Here is a 16,731-nt window from a genome sequence, read left to right on the forward strand (position 1 = left end):
GGGCGCGGTCCGCAGGTCGTGGGTCAGGGGCGTGTGGCGATGCAACATGCGGCAAGAGAAACATGCCCGTTCGCGGCTTGTCAAGCACGTCGGGAAAATTTTCGGTAATGTCCCGATGAGAGGCCGGTTTGCGTGGCGATGGTTGCAACTGCAACCATGAAAAGCCCGCAGAATCGCCGCCTTCCGCGCAACACGACTCCCCCGCAGACCATGCCTGAATACCGATCCAAGACCTCTACCCATGGGCGCAACATGGCCGGCGCCCGTGCGCTCTGGCGCGCCACCGGCATGCAGGACGGCGACTTCCAGAAGCCGATCATCGCCATCGCCAATTCGTTCACCCAGTTCGTCCCGGGCCATGTGCACCTGAAGGATCTCGGCCAACTGGTCGCGCGCGAGATCGAGCGCGTCGGCGGCGTGGCCAAGGAGTTCGACACCATCGCGGTCGACGACGGCATCGCGATGGGCCATGACGGCATGCTCTATTCGCTGCCCAGCCGCGAGGTCATCGCCGACTCGGTGGAGTACATGGTCAACGCGCACTGCGCCGACGCGCTGGTGTGCATTTCCAACTGCGACAAGATCACCCCGGGCATGCTGATGGCCGCGCTGCGGCTGAACATCCCCACCGTGTTCGTGTCGGGCGGACCGATGGAAGCCGGCAAGACCCGTCTGGCCGATCACAAGCTGGACCTGATCGACGCGATGGTGATGGCGGCCGACCCGAACGCCAGCGACGAGGCGGTGGCGGCGGTGGAACGCAGCGCCTGCCCGACCTGCGGCTCCTGCTCGGGCATGTTCACCGCCAATTCGATGAACTGCCTGACCGAGGCGCTGGGCCTGTCGCTCCCCGGCAACGGCACGGTGGTGGCGACCCACGCCGATCGCGAGCAGCTGTTCCTGCGTGCGGGCCGGCTGGCGGTCGAGTTGTGCCACCGCTGGTACGGCGGCGAGGACCCGGCCGCGCTGCCGCGCGGCATCGCGACGTTCGAGGCCTTCGAGAACGCGATGACCCTGGACATCGCGATGGGCGGTTCCACCAACACCATCCTGCATCTACTCGCCGCCGCGCAGGAAGGCGAGGTGCCGTTCGACATGCGCGACATCGATCGCCTGTCGCGGCGGGTACCCCAGCTGTGCAAGGTCGCACCAAACACCCAGAAATACCACATCGAGGACGTGCATCGCGCCGGCGGCATCATGGCGATCCTGGGCGAGCTGGCGCGCGGCGGCCTGCTGCACACGCAGGTGCCTACCGTGCACGCGAAGACCCTGGGCGACGCGATCGCGCGATGGGATGTGGGCGTGGTGGAGGACGAGCAGGTCCACACCTTCTACAAGGCCGGGCCGGCGGGCATCCCGACCCAGGTCGCTTTCAGCCAGGACACCCGCTGGCCGTCGCTGGATACCGATCGCGCCGAGGGCTGCATCCGCGATGTCGAACATGCATTCTCGAAGGAGGGCGGCCTGGCGGTGCTGTACGGCAACATCGCCCGCGACGGCTGCGTGGTGAAGACCGCCGGCGTCGATGAATCCATCCATGTGTTCGAGGGCAATGCGCGCGTCTACGAGAGCCAGGACGCCGCGGTGAAGGGCATCCTCGGCGACGAGGTGAAGGCCGGCGACGTGGTGGTGATCCGCTACGAAGGGCCGAAGGGCGGGCCGGGCATGCAGGAAATGCTGTATCCGACCAGCTATCTGAAATCCAAGGGCCTGGGCAAGCAGTGCGCGCTGCTGACCGACGGGCGCTTCTCGGGCGGCACCTCCGGGTTGTCGATTGGCCATGCGTCGCCGGAAGCGGCGGCGGGGGGGGCGATCGGCCTGGTGCGCGACGGCGACCGCATCCGCATCGACATTCCGGCGCGCGCGATCAACCTGCTGGTGGACGAGGCGGAACTGGAGGCGCGCCGCGCCGCGCAGGATGCCGCTGGCTGGAAGCCCGCGCAGCCGCGCGCGCGCCGGGTGACCACCGCGCTCAAGGCCTACGCGTTGCTCGCCACCAGCGCCGACAAGGGCGCGGTGCGCGACAAGGCGCTGCTGGATCGCATATGAGCTTGCTTGTCATGCGCGCATGCGCACGCCTGGTCACCGGCAAGCTTCCCGGTTTGACGGCACTGGCCTGGATGGCACTCGCCGTTCCGGCGCACGCTGCGGATCCCGAGCCCTTGGTGGTGGCGACCTACGCCTATCCGCAACGCGACCGCGCGGCGGCGATTCGGCCACTGGCCGACTACCTGGGCGGGCAGCTCAAACGCCCTGTCGAGGTGCGCGTGCTGGCCTCACCCACCGCATTGATCGCGGGCATGGCGGCGGGCGAGGTCGACGTCGCGGTGCCCAACCTGCACGGTTACCTGCAGGCGCTCAAACTCCCGGCGGGCAGTGTCGCCACGCTGCCGGTGCCCGCGGTTCCGCCCGCGCAGGCGGAACGCTATCGTGCGGTCATCGTCGCGCGCCTTCCGCTGACCGGCCAGACGCTTGCCGCCGAGGCGGCCAGGCTGCGATTGGTGCTGGTCGGACCGGACTCGGCTTCCGGCGGATTCGTGCCGCGCGGTCATCTGGGTGATCTCGGCATCGCCCGCCCCGAGGCCGCGTTCGCGTCGGTGGATCATGCGGGCTCGCATGCCGCATCGCTGGCCTGGCTGCGTGAAGGCCGGGCCGATGTCGCCGCCCTGGCGGCCGATGTCTACGACGCGGAACCGCATGCGGGCCTGCACGAGATCTGGCGCTCGCCGGTCATTCCGCCCGGACCGCTGCTGTGCCGTCCGGCGGCGGACGTGGACTGCGCGGCGATCCGCGACGAACTGCTCGCGGTCGAACCACGCGATCCGGCGGTGATGGCCGGACTGCGCATGGGCTGGCCGGAGTTCGGCGACGCCACCGGACTGACACGCGCCGACGAAGCGGCGCTGGCGAAACTCGCCGAGCGGATCGACTGACGACGGGCGTCAGTCGCCTCCGTTCTGGTTGGCGTCCTCACGCGCGATCCAGTCCATGATCAGTCGGCGTGCGCGCTGCTCGCGCCGGCGTCCCAGCAGGTATTCCTGGTTCAGTGCCCGGTACAGGCCGAGCATCACCAGCAACAGGAGCAGGGCGAAGGGCAGGGCGGTGATGGTGATGACCCCCTGCAGCGCATCGAGCCCACCGGCGAGCAGCAACGTGCCCGCGACCAGGGCCACGCCCACGCCCCAGACCAGGCGGCGGCGCAGCGGCGGGTCGCCGGGCGCGTCGGTGGACATGCTGGCCAGCACCAGCACCGCGGAGTCGGCCGAGGTGACGAAGAAAATCATCAGCAGCACCACCGCGATGCCGGCCAGCAAGGTGGACAGCGGCAGGTGATCGAACAGGGTGAACAGCACCGTTTCGTAGCCGCGCGCGAGTGAATCGCCCATGTCGACGCCCCCGAGGATCTGCATCCACAGCGCGGTGCCGCCGAACACCGAGAACCAGACGAAGCCCAGCAGGCTGGGCATGACCACCACGCCGAACACGAATTCGCGGAGGGTGCGGCCACGCGAGATGCGTGCGATGAAGGAACCCACGAACGGTGCCCAGGCGATCCACCAGGCCCAGTAGAAGATGGTCCAGTCGGCCACCCAGGTGCTGCCGGAGAACGGCGACATCCGCAGGCTCATGTTGACCAGCTGGTTGAGGTAGGTGCCCAGGCTGGTGGTGAAGGTGTCGAAGATGAAACCGGTTGGTCCCAGCACCAGCACCATCGCCAGCAGCAGCGTGGCCAGGCCGAGATTGAAGTTCGACAGCCATTTGATGCCGCGATCCACGCCGCTGATCGTCGATGCCATGTACAGCAGGAACGCGATGCCGATGATCGCCAGTTCGGTGCCGATGGAGTCGGGAATGCCGGTGACGCGCGCCACGCCGGCGGCGATCTGGATGGTGCCGAATCCCAGCGTGGTGGCCACGCCGACCGCCGTGGCCACCACCGCGGCGATGTTCACCGCATGGCCGATCCAGCCGCGATGATGGCGGCCGATGACCGGTTGCAGCAGGTCGCTGATCAACCCACGGCCGCCGCGATTGAACTGGAACCAGGCCATCGCCAGTCCGATCAGCGCGTAGATCGCCCAGGGATGCAGGCCCCAATGGAAGAACACGTAGCGCATCGAGGCGCGCGCGGCGTCGAGGCTACCCGGCACCAGGCCTTCAGGTGGCTTGAAATAGTGCGAGACCGGTTCGGCCGCGCCCCAGAACACCAGGCCGATGCCCATGCCGGTGGCGAACAGCATCGCCAGCCAACTGGCGTTGGAGAACTCGGGTTCGGCATCTTCGCCGCCGATGCGCAGGTTGGCAAAACGCCCCACCGCCAGGTACAGCAGGAATACCAGCGTGGCGAACACGATCAGCAGGTACAGCCAGCCGGCACTGGAAATGATCCCGGCCAGCTGCTGCTGGATCCAGGTGTTGAACGGGCCGGGCGCAAGACCGGCGACGGCGACCAGGATGGCCACCAGCAGGATGGAGATACGGAAAACCACGCAGGCCTCCTTGTCTGGAACGGAGTCGCTCGCCGGTGGAAGAAGAGGCCCGCGCAGGGGGCATGGCGTCATCGGCGAGCGCGCATGATAGCAATCCGTTTGTTTACGGCGCCTTGCTCGGCTCCCGCGTGGTGAGAACGCGGGTTACAGGCGCACGCGTGCCGCCCGCCTGCCGGTGATTGCCGACGCAGCGGCGCCCGACCGCGTCCGCCGACGCGGCCGGGCGTTGGTGTCATTGCTTCCCCGGGCCGATGTGCCGCGCCAGGAAAGCTTCCAGCCGGCGATAGAACGCCACGTTGTTTTCTTCCTTGTAGAAGCCGTGTCCTTCCTTGGGCACCGCCATCCACTCGGGGGTGTTTCCCGCGCGCTCCAACGCCTCCTTCATCGCGCGCGCCTGCGCGAAGGGCGTGCGCTCATCCGCCTCGCCATGCACCAGCAGAACGGGCTGCCTGATGCGTGAAGCCTGCATCGCGGGCGAATTGGCCTCCAGGTCCGCTTCGTCGCGCCCGACCACGCGCTCCAGATAGTTGCGTCCATACCGGGTCGATTTGATGTCGCCCTTGCTGTACATCATCTTGAGGTCGTACAGACCGGAAACACCCGCCGCGCATTTGATGAGATCAGGCGCCTTCGCGGCGGTCATCATCGCGGAGTAGGCGCCGAAGCTGGCGCCATAGGAACAGATGCGCGCCGGATCCGCATAGCCCTGTCCAATCGCCCAGCGCACGCCTTCCAGCAGATCGTCCTGGATCCGGGTACCCCACTTCAGATAGCCCGCCTGCTCGAAGCGATAACCGCGTCCCTTGGACCCGCGGAAATTGACCTGCAGGACAAGATAGCCACGGCTGGCCAGGAACTGCGCGTCGGTATCGAAGGCCCAGTCATCCCCGACCGCGTGCGGGCCGCCGTGGGGCAGCAGGATCATCGGCAGCCGGGAAGGCTGCTGGACACCCGCCGGGATCGTCAGGAATCCGTCCAGCTCCACGCCATCGCTGGCCTTGAAACGGAATGGCCGGCGCTCGCCCATCGCCGCGGGATCCAGGCCTTCCCGTCCGGCCAGCAGTTTGGTCACCTTCATCTGCTTGCGATCGAACAGATACCAGGCACCGGGATTCCTGTCGCTGTAGGCGAACAGCAGGGAGACCGCCCCGTCGTCGCTGTGGTTGACGTAGGTGACGTACTGGCCGGGGAAACTCTGGTTGAGTTTCTGGTGCAGCAGGGCTTCGCCGGAGGCGGCGTCGAAGTACACCATCCGCGGCTTGCCTTCGCCCAGCGTGGCGGCGAACGGCTCCATCGGCGTGGCGGTCCATTCCAGATCGCCGACGCTGCCGAAATCGTCCTTGGCCAGCACGCTGCGATTCTGGCCCCGCAGGTCCGACTTGACCAGCATCGACGGGCCTCCGTCTTCGCTGAAGAAGGCGTAGAGATTCTTCCCGTCTGCGGAGAACGTGTACGGCACGAACTTTCCGCCCAGTTCCTTGGCGGAAACCGGCGCCCAGTTATTGCCCTCTGCGTCAGCCGCGTAGAGCAGGTAGTTGTTGTTGTCGTCGGTGCCGGAGGCGAAGCGCGGAATCCCGTTGCGGTCCAGCGTGAACGAAAGGTCCTTGACCGGAATGTCGGCGACCAGGCGGGCGGACGTGCGCTCGGCATCCACGTCGTACAACTGGGAGCGGCTGGCGTTCATCGACAGCCGACGCATGTAGAAATGTCCGTTCGGCACCTCGGGAACACCCTCGATGTAGCCGAAACCCGCGTCGATGCCGGCCGTGCGCGTGCTCTGCTGGTAGCCGAACACGTACTTCTGGTTCTTGCCGTCGAAATCGGTGGCGATGATCTCGCCCATGGGCGAGGGCTCCTCGCGTGAGCCGGGCTTGCGGCCCTTGGCGATCACCAGCCGCTTGGGGCTGACCCAATAGATCTGTGCCGGCAGTTCGTAGCGCGGCAGCCGCAGCAGCGCGGTCTGCTGCATGTCCTGCAGGCGGTAAATCAGCAGGGCGTGGTTGCCGTCGCCGAAGTCGGCGGCGATGGAGAGGTGCTGTCCGTCGGGCGACAGGCGCGGCGAATGCAACTGGTTGGATTTCGCGAAGGCTTCGACCGGAACCGGCTCGGCGGCGGTGGCGTGCGACGACAGCATGCAACATGCTGCGAATGCAGCAATCTTCCCTGTGTTCATGTTTCCCCTGCGGGTCTGGTGGTATCCCCGGCGCGAGGGTAACCCGGAGCCTCGCCCGGCGTCATCGGGCGCCAATGGCGTTTCCTCCGGTTTGGTTGTCTAATAGCGCCCGAAGCGGGGGTATCGCCGGCCTGTCGGGCGGCGGTTGAGACAGACCCTTCGAACCTGATCCGGTTAAGACCGGCGTAGGGAAGCTTCGCAGGACGCGACCGATCCCAGCGATCCGCCCGCGTTCCATGCGCCGCCGCTTCGTCCCGCTTTCCTACCAGGACGATGCCGATGAATGCCGTGCCCTCCCGCCTGCTGCAGGACACCCAGCAGCTTTCCGAATCCGTCACCCGCCCGATTCCCGGTTCGCGCAAGATTTTCGTGACCGGTTCGCGTCCGGATCTGCGCGTGCCGATGCGCGAAATCGCGCTGACCCGCACGCCGACCCTGTTCGGCGGCGAGGAGAACGCGCCGGTGACCGTCTACGACACCTCCGGTCCGTACACCAATCCGGAGGCGCGCATCGACCTGGCCGCCGGCCTGCAGGCGCTGCGCGCGCGCTGGATCGAAGAGCGCGGGGATACCGAGGAACTGTCCGCGCTGAGTTCGGAGTTCGGCCGCTCGCGCGAGACCAACCCGAAGCTGGACGCGGTCCGCTTTCCCGGCCGGGTGCTGCCGCGCCGGGCCAAGGCCGGCGCCAACGTCAGCCAGATGCACTACGCGCGCAAGGGCATCGTCACGCCGGAGATGGAGTACGTCGCCATCCGCGAGAACCAGCGCCTGGAAGCGGTGCGCGAGGCGCTGCTGCTGGCGCAGCACCCGGGCGAGAGCTTCGGCGCCAGCATCCAGAAGATCATCACCCCGGAATTCGTCCGCGACGAAATCGCCCGCGGGCGCGCGATCCTGCCGAACAACATCAACCATCCGGAAAGCGAACCGATGATCATCGGTCGCAACTTCCTGACCAAGATCAACGCCAACATCGGCAACAGCGCGGTCTCCTCCGGCATCGCCGAGGAAGTGGAGAAGCTGGTATGGGCGATCCGCTGGGGCGGCGACACGGTGATGGACCTGTCCACCGGCAAGCACATCCACGAGACCCGCGAGTGGATCATCCGCAACTCGCCGGTGCCGATCGGCACCGTGCCGATCTACCAGGCGCTGGAGAAGGTCGACGGCCGCGCCGAGGAACTGACTTGGGAGATCTTCCGCGACACCCTGGTCGAACAGGCCGAGCAGGGCGTGGACTACTTCACCATCCACGCCGGCGTGCTGCTGCGCTACGTGCCGCTGACCGCCAAACGCGTCACCGGCATCGTCTCGCGCGGTGGTTCGATCCTGGCCAAGTGGTGCCTGGCGCACCACAAGGAGAACTTCCTCTACACCCACTTCGAGGAAATCTGCGACATCATGAAGGCCTACGACGTGGCCTTCAGCCTCGGCGACGGCCTGCGTCCGGGCTGCATCGCCGACGCCAATGACGCCGCCCAGTTCGGCGAGCTGGAGACGCTGGGCGAGTTGACCAAGATCGCCTGGAAGCACGATGTCCAGACCATGATCGAAGGCCCGGGCCACGTGCCGATGCAGCTGATCAAGGAGAACATGGACAAGCAGCTGCGCGAGTGCGGCGAGGCGCCGTTCTACACGCTCGGACCGCTGACCACCGACATCGCGCCGGGCTACGACCACATCACCAGCGCGATCGGCGCGGCGATGATCGGTTGGTACGGCACGGCGATGCTCTGCTACGTGACCCCGAAGGAACACCTGGGCCTGCCCAACCGCCAGGACGTGCGCGACGGCATCATGGCGTACAAGATTGCCGCGCACGCCGCGGATCTGGCCAAGGGCCATCCGGGCGCGCAGCTGCGCGACAACGCACTGAGCAAGGCCCGCTTCGAGTTCCGCTGGGAGGACCAGTTCCACCTCGGCCTGGATCCGGAGAAGGCCAAGGAATTCCACGACGAGACCCTGCCCAAGGACGCGCACAAGCTGGCCCACTTCTGCTCGATGTGCGGCCCGCACTTCTGCTCGATGAAGATCACCCAGGACGTGCGCGACTACGCGGCCGAGCACGGCGTGGATGAACAGCAGGCCATCGAGGCCGGGATGGCCGAGAAGTCGGCCGAATTCCTGGCCCAGGGCGCGAAGGTCTATCACCAGGGCTGAACCACGCGGCGGGCGGATGCGTCCGTTCGCCGCTTTTCCGGGCCGGCGGGGCTTGTGCCGCCGCCGCGCCCGCGCGACGCTTGGCGTCCCGGACAGGAGAATGCCGAACATGCGCCAAGCCACCTCGTTCCTCACTCGCGCCCTGTTGCTGGCGTGGGTCCTGCTGCTGGCGGCCTGCGCCACCGGCCCGCGCATCAGCAGCGAAGCCGACCCCTCCGCGGATTTCGCGGGATATCGCAGCTTCGCGTTCTATTCGCCGCTGGCGGTGGAAAGCGAGGGCTATGCCACCATCACCAGCGCCCGGCTCAAGGCCGCGGCCCGCGCGCAGATGGAGTCGCGCGGCTACGTCTACGACGAGAAGTCGCCGGACCTGTGGCTGAACATCAACGCCTACATGCAGGAAAAGACCGACGTGGTCAGCATGCCGGACGTGGATTACAACTATTACTACAGCTACCGCGCCCGCCGCTATGTCGCGGTTCCGTACTGGTATGACCGCACCAACGTCTACCAGTACACCGAGGGCACGCTGAACTTCGATCTGGTCGACGCCAAGCGCAACCAACTGGTCTGGGAAGGCATCGCCGTCGGCCGGGTCGCCAACGCCAAGCCGGCCGAACGCGCCGCGCGGCTGGACCAGGCGGTCGCCGACATCTTCGCGCGCTATCCCTACCGCGCCGGCAGCGGTACGCCGGTCGTTCCCGCGGCGCCGCGCAAATGAGCGGCGCGGCGAGTGCGGCCAGGGCGGGCATCGGTTTCGGCACCGCGCTGGCGATCACCATTTCCTGGAGCGCCAACAAGTCGCTGCTGTGGGCGGTGATCCATGGCCTGCTGTCATGGATCTACGTCATCTATTACGCGCTGGTCTACCACTTCAAGGGCTGAAATGGGCATGACCTGGCTCCGCTGGCTGGTCACCGCGCGCCGGCACCCGTCGGCGTGGTTGCTGCTGGTGCAATTGCTGGGCGTGCTGCTGTACCCGCTGATGGAGGACACCGCCGGCGGCCGCGCGGTGTTCGGTGCGTTCGGCATCCTGGTGCTGGCGCTGGCCCTGTGGGTGGTCAACCGCAGTCCGTCCCGCTTGTGGATTGCCCTGGCCCTGGCGATGCCGGCGATGGTGCTGTCGCTGCTGGCGGCCGCCTTCGACAATGCCGCCCTGGGCGTGTTCGCGCATCTGCTGGAAAGCGGCCTGTACTTCTATACCGCCGGCAGCCTGATCGCCTACATGCTGCAGGACCACCAGGTGACCAGCGATGAGCTGTTTGCCGCTGGCGCGACCTTCACCCTGCTGGCGTGGGCGTTCGCGTTCGCTTTCTCGGTCTGCCAGCAGTGGTATCCGGGCAGCTTCATTGCGGCGGTGGCGGCGGACCAGCCGCGCACCTGGATGGAACTGCTGTTCCTCAGTTTCAGCGTGCTGTCCGGCGTGGGACTGAGCGACATCGTCCCGGTGCAGGCGGAGGCGCGCGCGCTGGTGATGCTGGAGCAGTTCGCCGGGGTCATGTACATCGCGCTGGTGGTGTCGCGCCTGATCGGCCTGACCACCTTGCGGATGGGGATGCGCAGGGACGATTGAAAAAAAGCCCGCCATTGGCGGGCTTTTTCGATTCGGGCGCGGGAGCCGGTTACTTCTTCAGATCGGCGTAGCGCTGCATGGCGTCGACCAGCACCTGCTTGGCGTCGGCGGCGTTGCCCCAACCGTCGAGCTTCACCCACTTGCCCTTCTCCAGGTCCTTGTAGTGCTCGAAGAAGTGGCCGATGCGCTCCAGCCAGTGCGGACTGACCTGATCGATGTCGGTGATGTGCTTGTAGCCGGAGAAGACCTTCTCCACCGGCACCGCCAGCAGCTTCTCGTCGCTGCCGGCTTCATCGCTCATGCGCAGCACGCCGACCGGGCGGCAGCGGATCACCGAGCCGGGGATCAGCGGCAGCGGCAGCACCACCAGCACGTCGGCCGGATCGCCGTCGCCGCACTGGGTGTTGGGCACGTAGCCGTAATTGCAGGGGTAGCGCATGGGGGTGGAGAGGATGCGATCGACGAAGATCGCGCCGCTTTCCTTGTCCACTTCGTACTTCACCGGTTCCGAATCCTTCGGGATTTCGATGATGACGTTGATTTCTTCCGGCGGGTTCTTGCCAGTGGAAACGTGGTCCAGACCCATGATGCGTGTGCTCCAGAGCGTGCGGAATGACAGGGCCGGCAATTCTACGCGCTTGCCTGCTGCGGCGCAGCAGGGCCGGGGCGGTCCTCCCCGCCGGAACCGGAGGGTCGGGGCCTGCCGGCCGTCCGGCAGGGGCCGCGAAGGCCGTTTCCATGGGGTTGCCGCTCAGCTTGCCGGCCCTAGAATCCGCCCCCATGCACCCGTCCCGCCTGCTTGTCCTGGTCTGCCTGCTGGCCGTCTTGGCCGGCTTCGGCCTGCCCGAAGCCCAGGCGCGGACGGTCTACCGCTGCGTCCGCGACGGCACTGTCAGCCTGGCCACCGCGCCGGAGCCGGGCTCCCGCTGCGAGGCGCGCCAGATCGAGGACGACGCGGTCCAGTTGCCGAACCTGTGGGGCCGGATGGGCATCTTCAGCGGCACCCTCTACGAGCGGGAGCAGGACGGCCAACTGGTCTACAGCACGCGCAACCTGCCGGGCTCGCGCGTGTACCTGAAGTTCACCGTCGCCACCCCGCCCGGGGAGCCTGCGCACGCCGGCTTGGGCAAGGTCGGCAAGCCGCGCCTGAACATGTATCCCAAGGATTTCCGCACGGCGGCGAAGAAGACCGGCGTGGACGACGCCTGGCTGCGCGCGATTGCGCATGCGGAAAGCGATTTCGACGCGGCCGCGGTGTCGGCGAAGGGCGCCAAGGGCGTGATGCAGCTGATGCCGGAGGTGGCGAGCGAATACGGGGTAACCGATCCGTTCTCGTCCGCCCAGTCCATTGACGCCGGCGCGCGCCATATGAAGCTGCTGATGCGCCGCTACAAGGGCGACCTCACCCTGGTCGCGGCGGCCTACAACGCCGGCATCGGCACGGTGACCCGCTATGGCGGGGTGCCGCCTTACGCGGAAACCCAGGAATACGTGGCCAAGGTGACCGCGCTGTATGACCTCTATCTGCGCGCCCTGGGCCGCAAGAGCGCAGCTGAACGCCCGGCACAGTGACCCCGCCGGACGCTGGCGGGCGCGGGCTTTCTTCACTCCCGCATCCCGTGCACGGGCCTATGGTCGTCCCGAGGCTGGATGACAGCCGCACACGGGAGTCCGCCATGAATCGACGTGTTTTCAGCGCGCCGGACCTGGGCACCGCGGAACAGGCCATGGGTGCCGCGCTCCGACTCGGCATCCGTCCCGGCCACGCCGCGGTCCTGGCCCAGTCCGACATCGAGATGACCCAGGTCCCCGACGCCGAGAAGGAGGCATCGCCGACCGATTTCATGCCCGCCGCCTGGCGCGGGATCGTGGGCGGTGGCGTCATCGGCCTGGTCGGTGGCTTGATCGGCATGTGGTTGCCGCAAACCGGTTTCCATGCGATGGGCGTGCTCATCACCACGCTCGTGGGCGCGACGGTGGGCGGCTGGTCGGCGGCATTGGCTGGTTCGACCGTCCCCAGCGAGGTGCGGCGGGACTACGAGCGCGAAATCGAAGCTGGCCGCCTGCTGGTGGTGATCGACGGTGAGGACGACGCCCTGCTGGATCGCGCGAGCCAGGCCATTGCCGCCACCGACGGCATGCAGCCGCTGCGCCAGGTCCCGCATGGCCTGTTGCGCTGAACCGGACATCCGCGGCATTTGATGACAACTGTCACTGGTCCAGGCGTGGCGCCTGGACCTAAGGTGTGCGCCATCCATCCTCTGGAACGCATGCCATGCCCGCCGTCGCCTTGCCCGCGCTGACCCCCTATCTCGTCACCGCCGGAATCGGCTGGATCATGTATCGCCGTATCCGCCGCAGCTTCGGCCGGCAGCCCTGGCAGCCGAAGCGCACGGCATTCCGCCTGGTGCTGATGGTGCTGCTGCTGGCCATGCTGCTGGCCGCCGCGGTGTACCTGCCGGGCGTCGCGGTCGGCATCGCCGGCGGCCTGGCAGGCGGGCTCGTGCTCGGCGCGTTCGCGCTCCGGCACACCCGGGTGGAGTGGCACGAAGGAAATCCCACCTATGTGCCCAACCCGTGGTTCGGCGGAATCCTGACCCTGCTGCTGATCGGGCGCCTGGCCTGGCGCTGGTCGCACGGCGCGTTCGCCGATGGCGCGGCGGCCACGGCGCAGCAGGCCAGTCCGTTGACGATGGCGTTCGCCGGCGCGCTGGTCGGCTACTACCTGCTGCTCAACAGCGGGCTGCTGTGGCGCATGCGGCGTCTGCACGCCGCCGCCGGCTGATCAGCGGGGAATCGCCTCGGATTCGATGATCCGCATGCCGGGGGCTCCGGCATGCGCCGCATCCAGCAGCGCGGCCGCGACCGCTGCCGCCGGCACCACCCGGTAACGGCGGGGAACGATCGGATCCAGCGCGGTCAGCAGGCGCAGCGCCAGGTGTTCGCCGCTGCGCCGTTGCGCGCGTTCGCCGCCCAGCAGGGCAGGGCGGACGAAGGTGAGCGAGGCAAAGCCGCAGGCGGCCAGCGCCTGTTCCAGTTGCCCTTTGGTGCGGCTGTAGAAGACCCGCGAATCCGCGCGCGCTCCGGTAGCCGAGGTCACCGCCAGCGTGCGCGCACCCTGCCGATGCAGCAGGCGCGCGACGGCCAGTGGATAGTCGAAATCGACGTGGACGAAGGCGGCCCGCGATCCCGCATCGCGCAGGGTCGTGCCCAGCGCGCTGATCATCGCGTCGGCGCGCCAGTAGTCCGCGTCCGCATCCAGGCGCTCGAAGTCGATGACCGGGTTCAACAAGCGTGGATGCGGCGGCAGCGGGCGCCGGGTCGGCGCGATGACGGTGTCGATGCGGTCGTCCGCCAGCGCCAGCGCAAGCGCCGCCTGGCCGACCAGGCCGGTACTTCCCAGCAGCAGCAGGCGATCCATCCGCTTCTCCCTTGCGCCGGGCACGGCGCCGGCATGCCTCACGTATCCTATGCCATCGGTCGCCGGCTACTGCCGGCCCATCGCGATCCGCCCGCGCGGATCCCATTCCGCGTGACGGGAGCACGCACGACGCCATGAACCTGCCCTTGCACTTCGGATTCCTCGGCGCGCTGGAAGCGTGCCTGATCGCCTTCGCCGTGGGCCTGCTGGTCTACGCGGGCTGGCAGGCGATCTGCCGCGCGCTGGGCTGGTCGATCGGGCATGCGGTGGGCTGGGCCTGCCTGATCGCGATCGCCATCGGCGCCGGTGTCGACACCTGGAACCTGTTCTACATCGGCATGGTGAAGCTGGAGTCGCCGCTGTATGCGCGCATCGCATTGAAGGCAATCCACGATCCCGACGCGCTGGGCACGCGCGTGGTGCTGGAGATCGTCGGCGCGCTCACCGGCGTCGTAATGGGTTGGCAATGGTTCAGCCGTGGCCGGCGTGAAGGAGTCGTTTCGCCGGAACAAAAAAATACGCGGATTGAACACTGATCTGACGCGTGCATCACGCTGCGATACCGCTTGCACATAGCCATCACGTATCGCTAACGAACCAAGTAATCGAAAAAAAATCGCGGATGGTTAAGCCTGCGTGCACGTTCATTTCGGGCCGCAGGGTTGATTCAGAAGCACGAAGGCATCGTCGGCATCGTGCGCTACAGGACGCACTTCCTACTTTCCATAACGGAGCAAACGACGATGACCAAGAACAACACCCGCAAGCCGCTGATTGCCCTGATCGCCCTGGGTGCCGCCGTCGCCATGCCGATGGCCTTCGCGCAGGACACGCAGGCCCAGCAGCAGCCGCAGCCGACCGAACAGGCCGAGCCGGCCCAGCAGGCCCAGCCGACCACCGATCAGGCGACCGGCGGTGCGGAACAGTCCGCCCAGCAGTCGACCCAGTCGGGCAGCCAGCAGGGCTGGGCTGATATCGACAAGGACGGTGACGGCAACATCACCAAGGAAGAGGCCGCGGCCAATGCCGGTCTTTCCCAGGTCTTCGACAAGGCCGACGCCGACGCCGATGGCAAGCTGACCGCCGACGAATACAAGTCCTTCGTCGAAAAGAACTACAGCGAGCCGCAGAAGTAAGACGCGCACCGCGGTCATCGTGACCGCAACGCGATGGCGCACCGGCGCCATCGCCCAGCGCCCGCGGAGGGCGGCCATGCCGCCCTCCGCCTCCGAGCGAGTCGTTGTCGTCTTCCCTGCCACCACACGGTCGGGAGTACACGCAAAGCAAAAGGAGACGCGCATGAAACCTTCATCCCGCCTGTTTTCTCTGCCGTTCGCCCTGCTGGCCGTCGCCCTCGCGGCCCCGGTCGCCGCATCCGCGCCGGAACCCACCGCGCAGGAACGCGGTGCGCAGGAACAGCGCCAGGAAACACCGCCACGGCAGGCCGACACACCGCCCGCGAGCGATGCGGCGGCGCCCGCGCCACGACCTTTCGAGGAACTGGACGCCAACGGCGATGGCAACATCGGCAAGGACGAAGCGGCGGTCGACCCCGCGCTCACCCAGGCTTTCGGCACGCTTGACCAGGATGCCGACGGCAAGCTGGCGCCGGCCGAATATGCCGCCTACAGACCGGCCGGCAACGGCCGCTGATCCTTTTCACCCGTCGCGGCACGATCCGCGGATCGGCGCGGCAAAAGGAGGAAACGAATGAATTCCCATTCCCACAGCAACACGCAGACTCGCAAGCGGCCCGTCTGGCTGCTGGTGGCGATGCTGGGTGGCGCGATCGCGTTGACGGCATGCAGCAAGACCGAAGAGGAAACCATGCCGCCGCCGACCGACACCGCGCCGCCGGCCGAAACCACCCCGCCTCCGGCGGAGCCGGCAACCACGCCGCCGCCAGCCGATCCGAACGCGCCGCCGGCCACGGATCCGAACGCACCGGCGACGACTCCGCCGCCGGCCGATGGCACCACGCCGCCGGCCAGCGACCAGACGCCACCGCCTCCGGGTGACGGCGCCGCACCGGCCAAGTAGGCAAGAGTCCGCAACGCACCCCTTTGCTCCTGGTGCGGACACGACGGAACCGGAACACAGGGCGGCCTTCGGGCCGCCCTGTGCATAAGGGCCGCTGTTATGCTGCGCGCCCCACGAAGAACAGAAGGCAGCAATATGGCCGGCATCCGCTGGGTCGGTTTCGACGGTGACGACACCCTCTGGAAGAGCGAGGACTACTACCGCCAGGCGGAGCAGGATTTCGAGGCCATCCTCGCCCGGTACATCGATCTGGGCGACCGCCGCATGCAGCAGCACCTGCTGGATACCGAACGGCGCAATCTCAAGGTGTTCGGCTATGGCGTGAAAGGCATGACGCTGTCAATGCTGGAAACCGCCATCCAGCTGACCGGGGAGCGCATCAGCGCACGCGATCTGCACCGGGTGATCGAGATCGGCCGGACCACCCTGCAGCATCCGGTGGATCTGTTGCCGGGCATCCGCGAAGCGGTGGAAGCCATTGCCCGGGATCATGAAATCGTACTGATCACCAAGGGCGATCTGTTCCACCAGGAAGCCAAGATCGCCCAGTCGGGCCTGGCGGATCTGTTCCATCGCATCGAAGTGGTGTCGGAGAAGGATGTTCCGACCTACTCCCGCGTGCTGCAGGAACTGGAAGTGGAACCTTCGCGGTTCGTGATGATTGGCAATTCGCTGCGCTCCGACATCGAGCCGGTCATTCAGCTCGGGGGCTGGGGCATCCACATGCCCTATCACGTCACCTGGGCGCTGGAGACCGAACACGGCCTGGGCGAGGACGTGCCCCGTCTGGCGACCGTCGCCGGAGCGGCCGAGTTGCCCGCGGCGCTGGCCGTCATCGAGGGACGCGCCCGCTGACGGGGGGCATCCCGGGGGC

The 16,731-nt window shown here is 67.3% G+C and carries 18 protein-coding genes and 1 riboswitch; of the genes, 14 read left to right on the forward strand and 4 right to left on the reverse strand.

What is annotated here, in order from left to right:
* Positions 1 to 210: 210 nt before the first annotated feature.
* Positions 211 to 2,052, forward strand: a complete 1,842-nt coding sequence (gene ilvD, locus AC3DE2_RS11650; RefSeq protein ID WP_488426312.1) for a dihydroxy-acid dehydratase — start codon at positions 211 to 213, stop codon at positions 2,050 to 2,052.
* A complete protein-coding gene (locus AC3DE2_RS11655) occupies positions 2,049 to 2,936 on the forward strand; it encodes a phosphate/phosphite/phosphonate ABC transporter substrate-binding protein (RefSeq protein ID WP_488426313.1) in 888 nt (295 codons plus the stop codon). The genes ilvD and AC3DE2_RS11655 overlap by 4 nt, the downstream gene beginning before the upstream one ends.
* A gap of 9 nt (positions 2,937 to 2,945) precedes the next feature.
* Here the strand turns inward: AC3DE2_RS11655 and AC3DE2_RS11660 are convergent, their stop codons facing one another.
* Together AC3DE2_RS11660 and AC3DE2_RS11665 are read right to left on the reverse strand one after the other, a co-directional pair.
* The gene (locus AC3DE2_RS11660; RefSeq protein ID WP_295377661.1) at positions 2,946 to 4,493 is read right to left on the reverse strand and encodes a BCCT family transporter; all 1,548 of its coding nucleotides are present in this window, start codon (positions 4,491 to 4,493) and stop codon (positions 2,946 to 2,948) included.
* A 232-nt stretch (positions 4,494 to 4,725) separates the two neighbouring features.
* Positions 4,726 to 6,627 (reverse strand): alpha/beta hydrolase family protein, encoded by a 1,902-nt coding sequence (locus AC3DE2_RS11665; RefSeq protein ID WP_488426314.1) that lies wholly within the window; start codon positions 6,625 to 6,627, stop codon positions 4,726 to 4,728.
* 145 nt (positions 6,628 to 6,772) lie between these two features.
* A riboswitch (TPP riboswitch) is annotated at positions 6,773 to 6,876 on the forward strand.
* Between the two features lie 69 nt (positions 6,877 to 6,945).
* Between AC3DE2_RS11665 and thiC the strand changes: the two genes are divergently transcribed.
* The 4 genes from thiC to AC3DE2_RS11685 all read left to right on the forward strand — a co-directional run bounded on the left by thiC (position 6,946) and on the right by AC3DE2_RS11685 (position 10,396).
* On the forward strand, positions 6,946 to 8,823 hold the full coding sequence (thiC, locus tag AC3DE2_RS11670; protein ID WP_488426315.1) for a phosphomethylpyrimidine synthase ThiC: 1,878 nt from the start codon (positions 6,946 to 6,948) through the stop codon (positions 8,821 to 8,823).
* 109 nt (positions 8,824 to 8,932) lie between these two features.
* Complete coding sequence (locus tag AC3DE2_RS11675) at positions 8,933 to 9,544, forward strand: DUF4136 domain-containing protein (protein WP_295377667.1); 612 nt, start codon at positions 8,933 to 8,935, stop codon at positions 9,542 to 9,544.
* A complete protein-coding gene (locus AC3DE2_RS11680) occupies positions 9,541 to 9,708 on the forward strand; it encodes a hypothetical protein (RefSeq protein ID WP_295377669.1) in 168 nt (55 codons plus the stop codon). Before AC3DE2_RS11675 ends, AC3DE2_RS11680 begins: the two co-directional genes overlap by 4 nt.
* 7 nt (positions 9,709 to 9,715) lie before the next feature.
* Positions 9,716 to 10,396: an ion channel gene (locus tag AC3DE2_RS11685; RefSeq protein WP_295377671.1), complete on the forward strand. Its 681-nt coding sequence runs from the start codon at positions 9,716 to 9,718 to the stop codon at positions 10,394 to 10,396.
* A gap of 49 nt (positions 10,397 to 10,445) precedes the next feature.
* Here the strand turns inward: AC3DE2_RS11685 and ppa are convergent, their stop codons facing one another.
* A complete protein-coding gene (ppa, locus tag AC3DE2_RS11690) occupies positions 10,446 to 10,982 on the reverse strand; it encodes an inorganic diphosphatase (protein WP_295377673.1) in 537 nt (178 codons plus the stop codon).
* A gap of 194 nt (positions 10,983 to 11,176) precedes the next feature.
* Here ppa and AC3DE2_RS11695 point away from each other — a divergent pair, with 194 nt between their 5' ends.
* The 3 genes from AC3DE2_RS11695 to AC3DE2_RS11705 all read left to right on the forward strand — a co-directional run bounded on the left by AC3DE2_RS11695 (position 11,177) and on the right by AC3DE2_RS11705 (position 13,181).
* A complete protein-coding gene (locus AC3DE2_RS11695; RefSeq protein ID WP_488426316.1) occupies positions 11,177 to 11,968 on the forward strand; it encodes a lytic transglycosylase domain-containing protein in 792 nt (263 codons plus the stop codon).
* 104 nt (positions 11,969 to 12,072) lie between these two features.
* Positions 12,073 to 12,576, forward strand: coding sequence for a hypothetical protein (locus AC3DE2_RS11700; protein WP_295377677.1), 504 nt, complete (start codon positions 12,073 to 12,075; stop codon positions 12,574 to 12,576).
* Between the two features lie 95 nt (positions 12,577 to 12,671).
* The gene (locus AC3DE2_RS11705; protein ID WP_295377679.1) at positions 12,672 to 13,181 is read left to right on the forward strand and encodes a CcdC protein domain-containing protein; all 510 of its coding nucleotides are present in this window, start codon (positions 12,672 to 12,674) and stop codon (positions 13,179 to 13,181) included.
* Here the strand turns inward: AC3DE2_RS11705 and AC3DE2_RS11710 are convergent, their stop codons facing one another.
* Positions 13,182 to 13,817 carry a Rossmann-fold NAD(P)-binding domain-containing protein gene (locus AC3DE2_RS11710; RefSeq protein WP_488426318.1) on the reverse strand — a complete coding sequence of 212 codons (636 nt, stop codon included), beginning with the start codon at positions 13,815 to 13,817 and terminating at the stop codon, positions 13,182 to 13,184. It lies immediately after the preceding gene.
* Between the two features lie 134 nt (positions 13,818 to 13,951).
* On the opposite strand from AC3DE2_RS11710, the gene AC3DE2_RS11715 reads away from it, so the two are divergent.
* The 5 genes from AC3DE2_RS11715 to AC3DE2_RS11735 all read left to right on the forward strand — a co-directional run bounded on the left by AC3DE2_RS11715 (position 13,952) and on the right by AC3DE2_RS11735 (position 16,712).
* Positions 13,952 to 14,353, forward strand: a complete 402-nt coding sequence (locus tag AC3DE2_RS11715; protein WP_488426320.1) for a hypothetical protein — start codon at positions 13,952 to 13,954, stop codon at positions 14,351 to 14,353.
* A 207-nt stretch (positions 14,354 to 14,560) separates the two neighbouring features.
* Complete coding sequence (locus tag AC3DE2_RS11720) at positions 14,561 to 14,953, forward strand: EF-hand domain-containing protein (protein WP_295377686.1); 393 nt, start codon at positions 14,561 to 14,563, stop codon at positions 14,951 to 14,953.
* A 163-nt stretch (positions 14,954 to 15,116) separates the two neighbouring features.
* Complete coding sequence (locus AC3DE2_RS11725) at positions 15,117 to 15,470, forward strand: EF-hand domain-containing protein (RefSeq protein ID WP_295377688.1); 354 nt, start codon at positions 15,117 to 15,119, stop codon at positions 15,468 to 15,470.
* 57 nt (positions 15,471 to 15,527) lie between these two features.
* Positions 15,528 to 15,857 (forward strand): hypothetical protein, encoded by a 330-nt coding sequence (locus AC3DE2_RS11730; protein ID WP_488426322.1) that lies wholly within the window; start codon positions 15,528 to 15,530, stop codon positions 15,855 to 15,857.
* Positions 15,858 to 15,992: 135 nt separating this feature from the next.
* Positions 15,993 to 16,712: an HAD family hydrolase gene (locus AC3DE2_RS11735; RefSeq protein ID WP_295377694.1), complete on the forward strand. Its 720-nt coding sequence runs from the start codon at positions 15,993 to 15,995 to the stop codon at positions 16,710 to 16,712.
* Positions 16,713 to 16,731: the final 19 nt, after the last annotated feature.

The sequence above is a fragment of the Pseudoxanthomonas sp. 68-E7 genome, assembly GCF_057773145.1.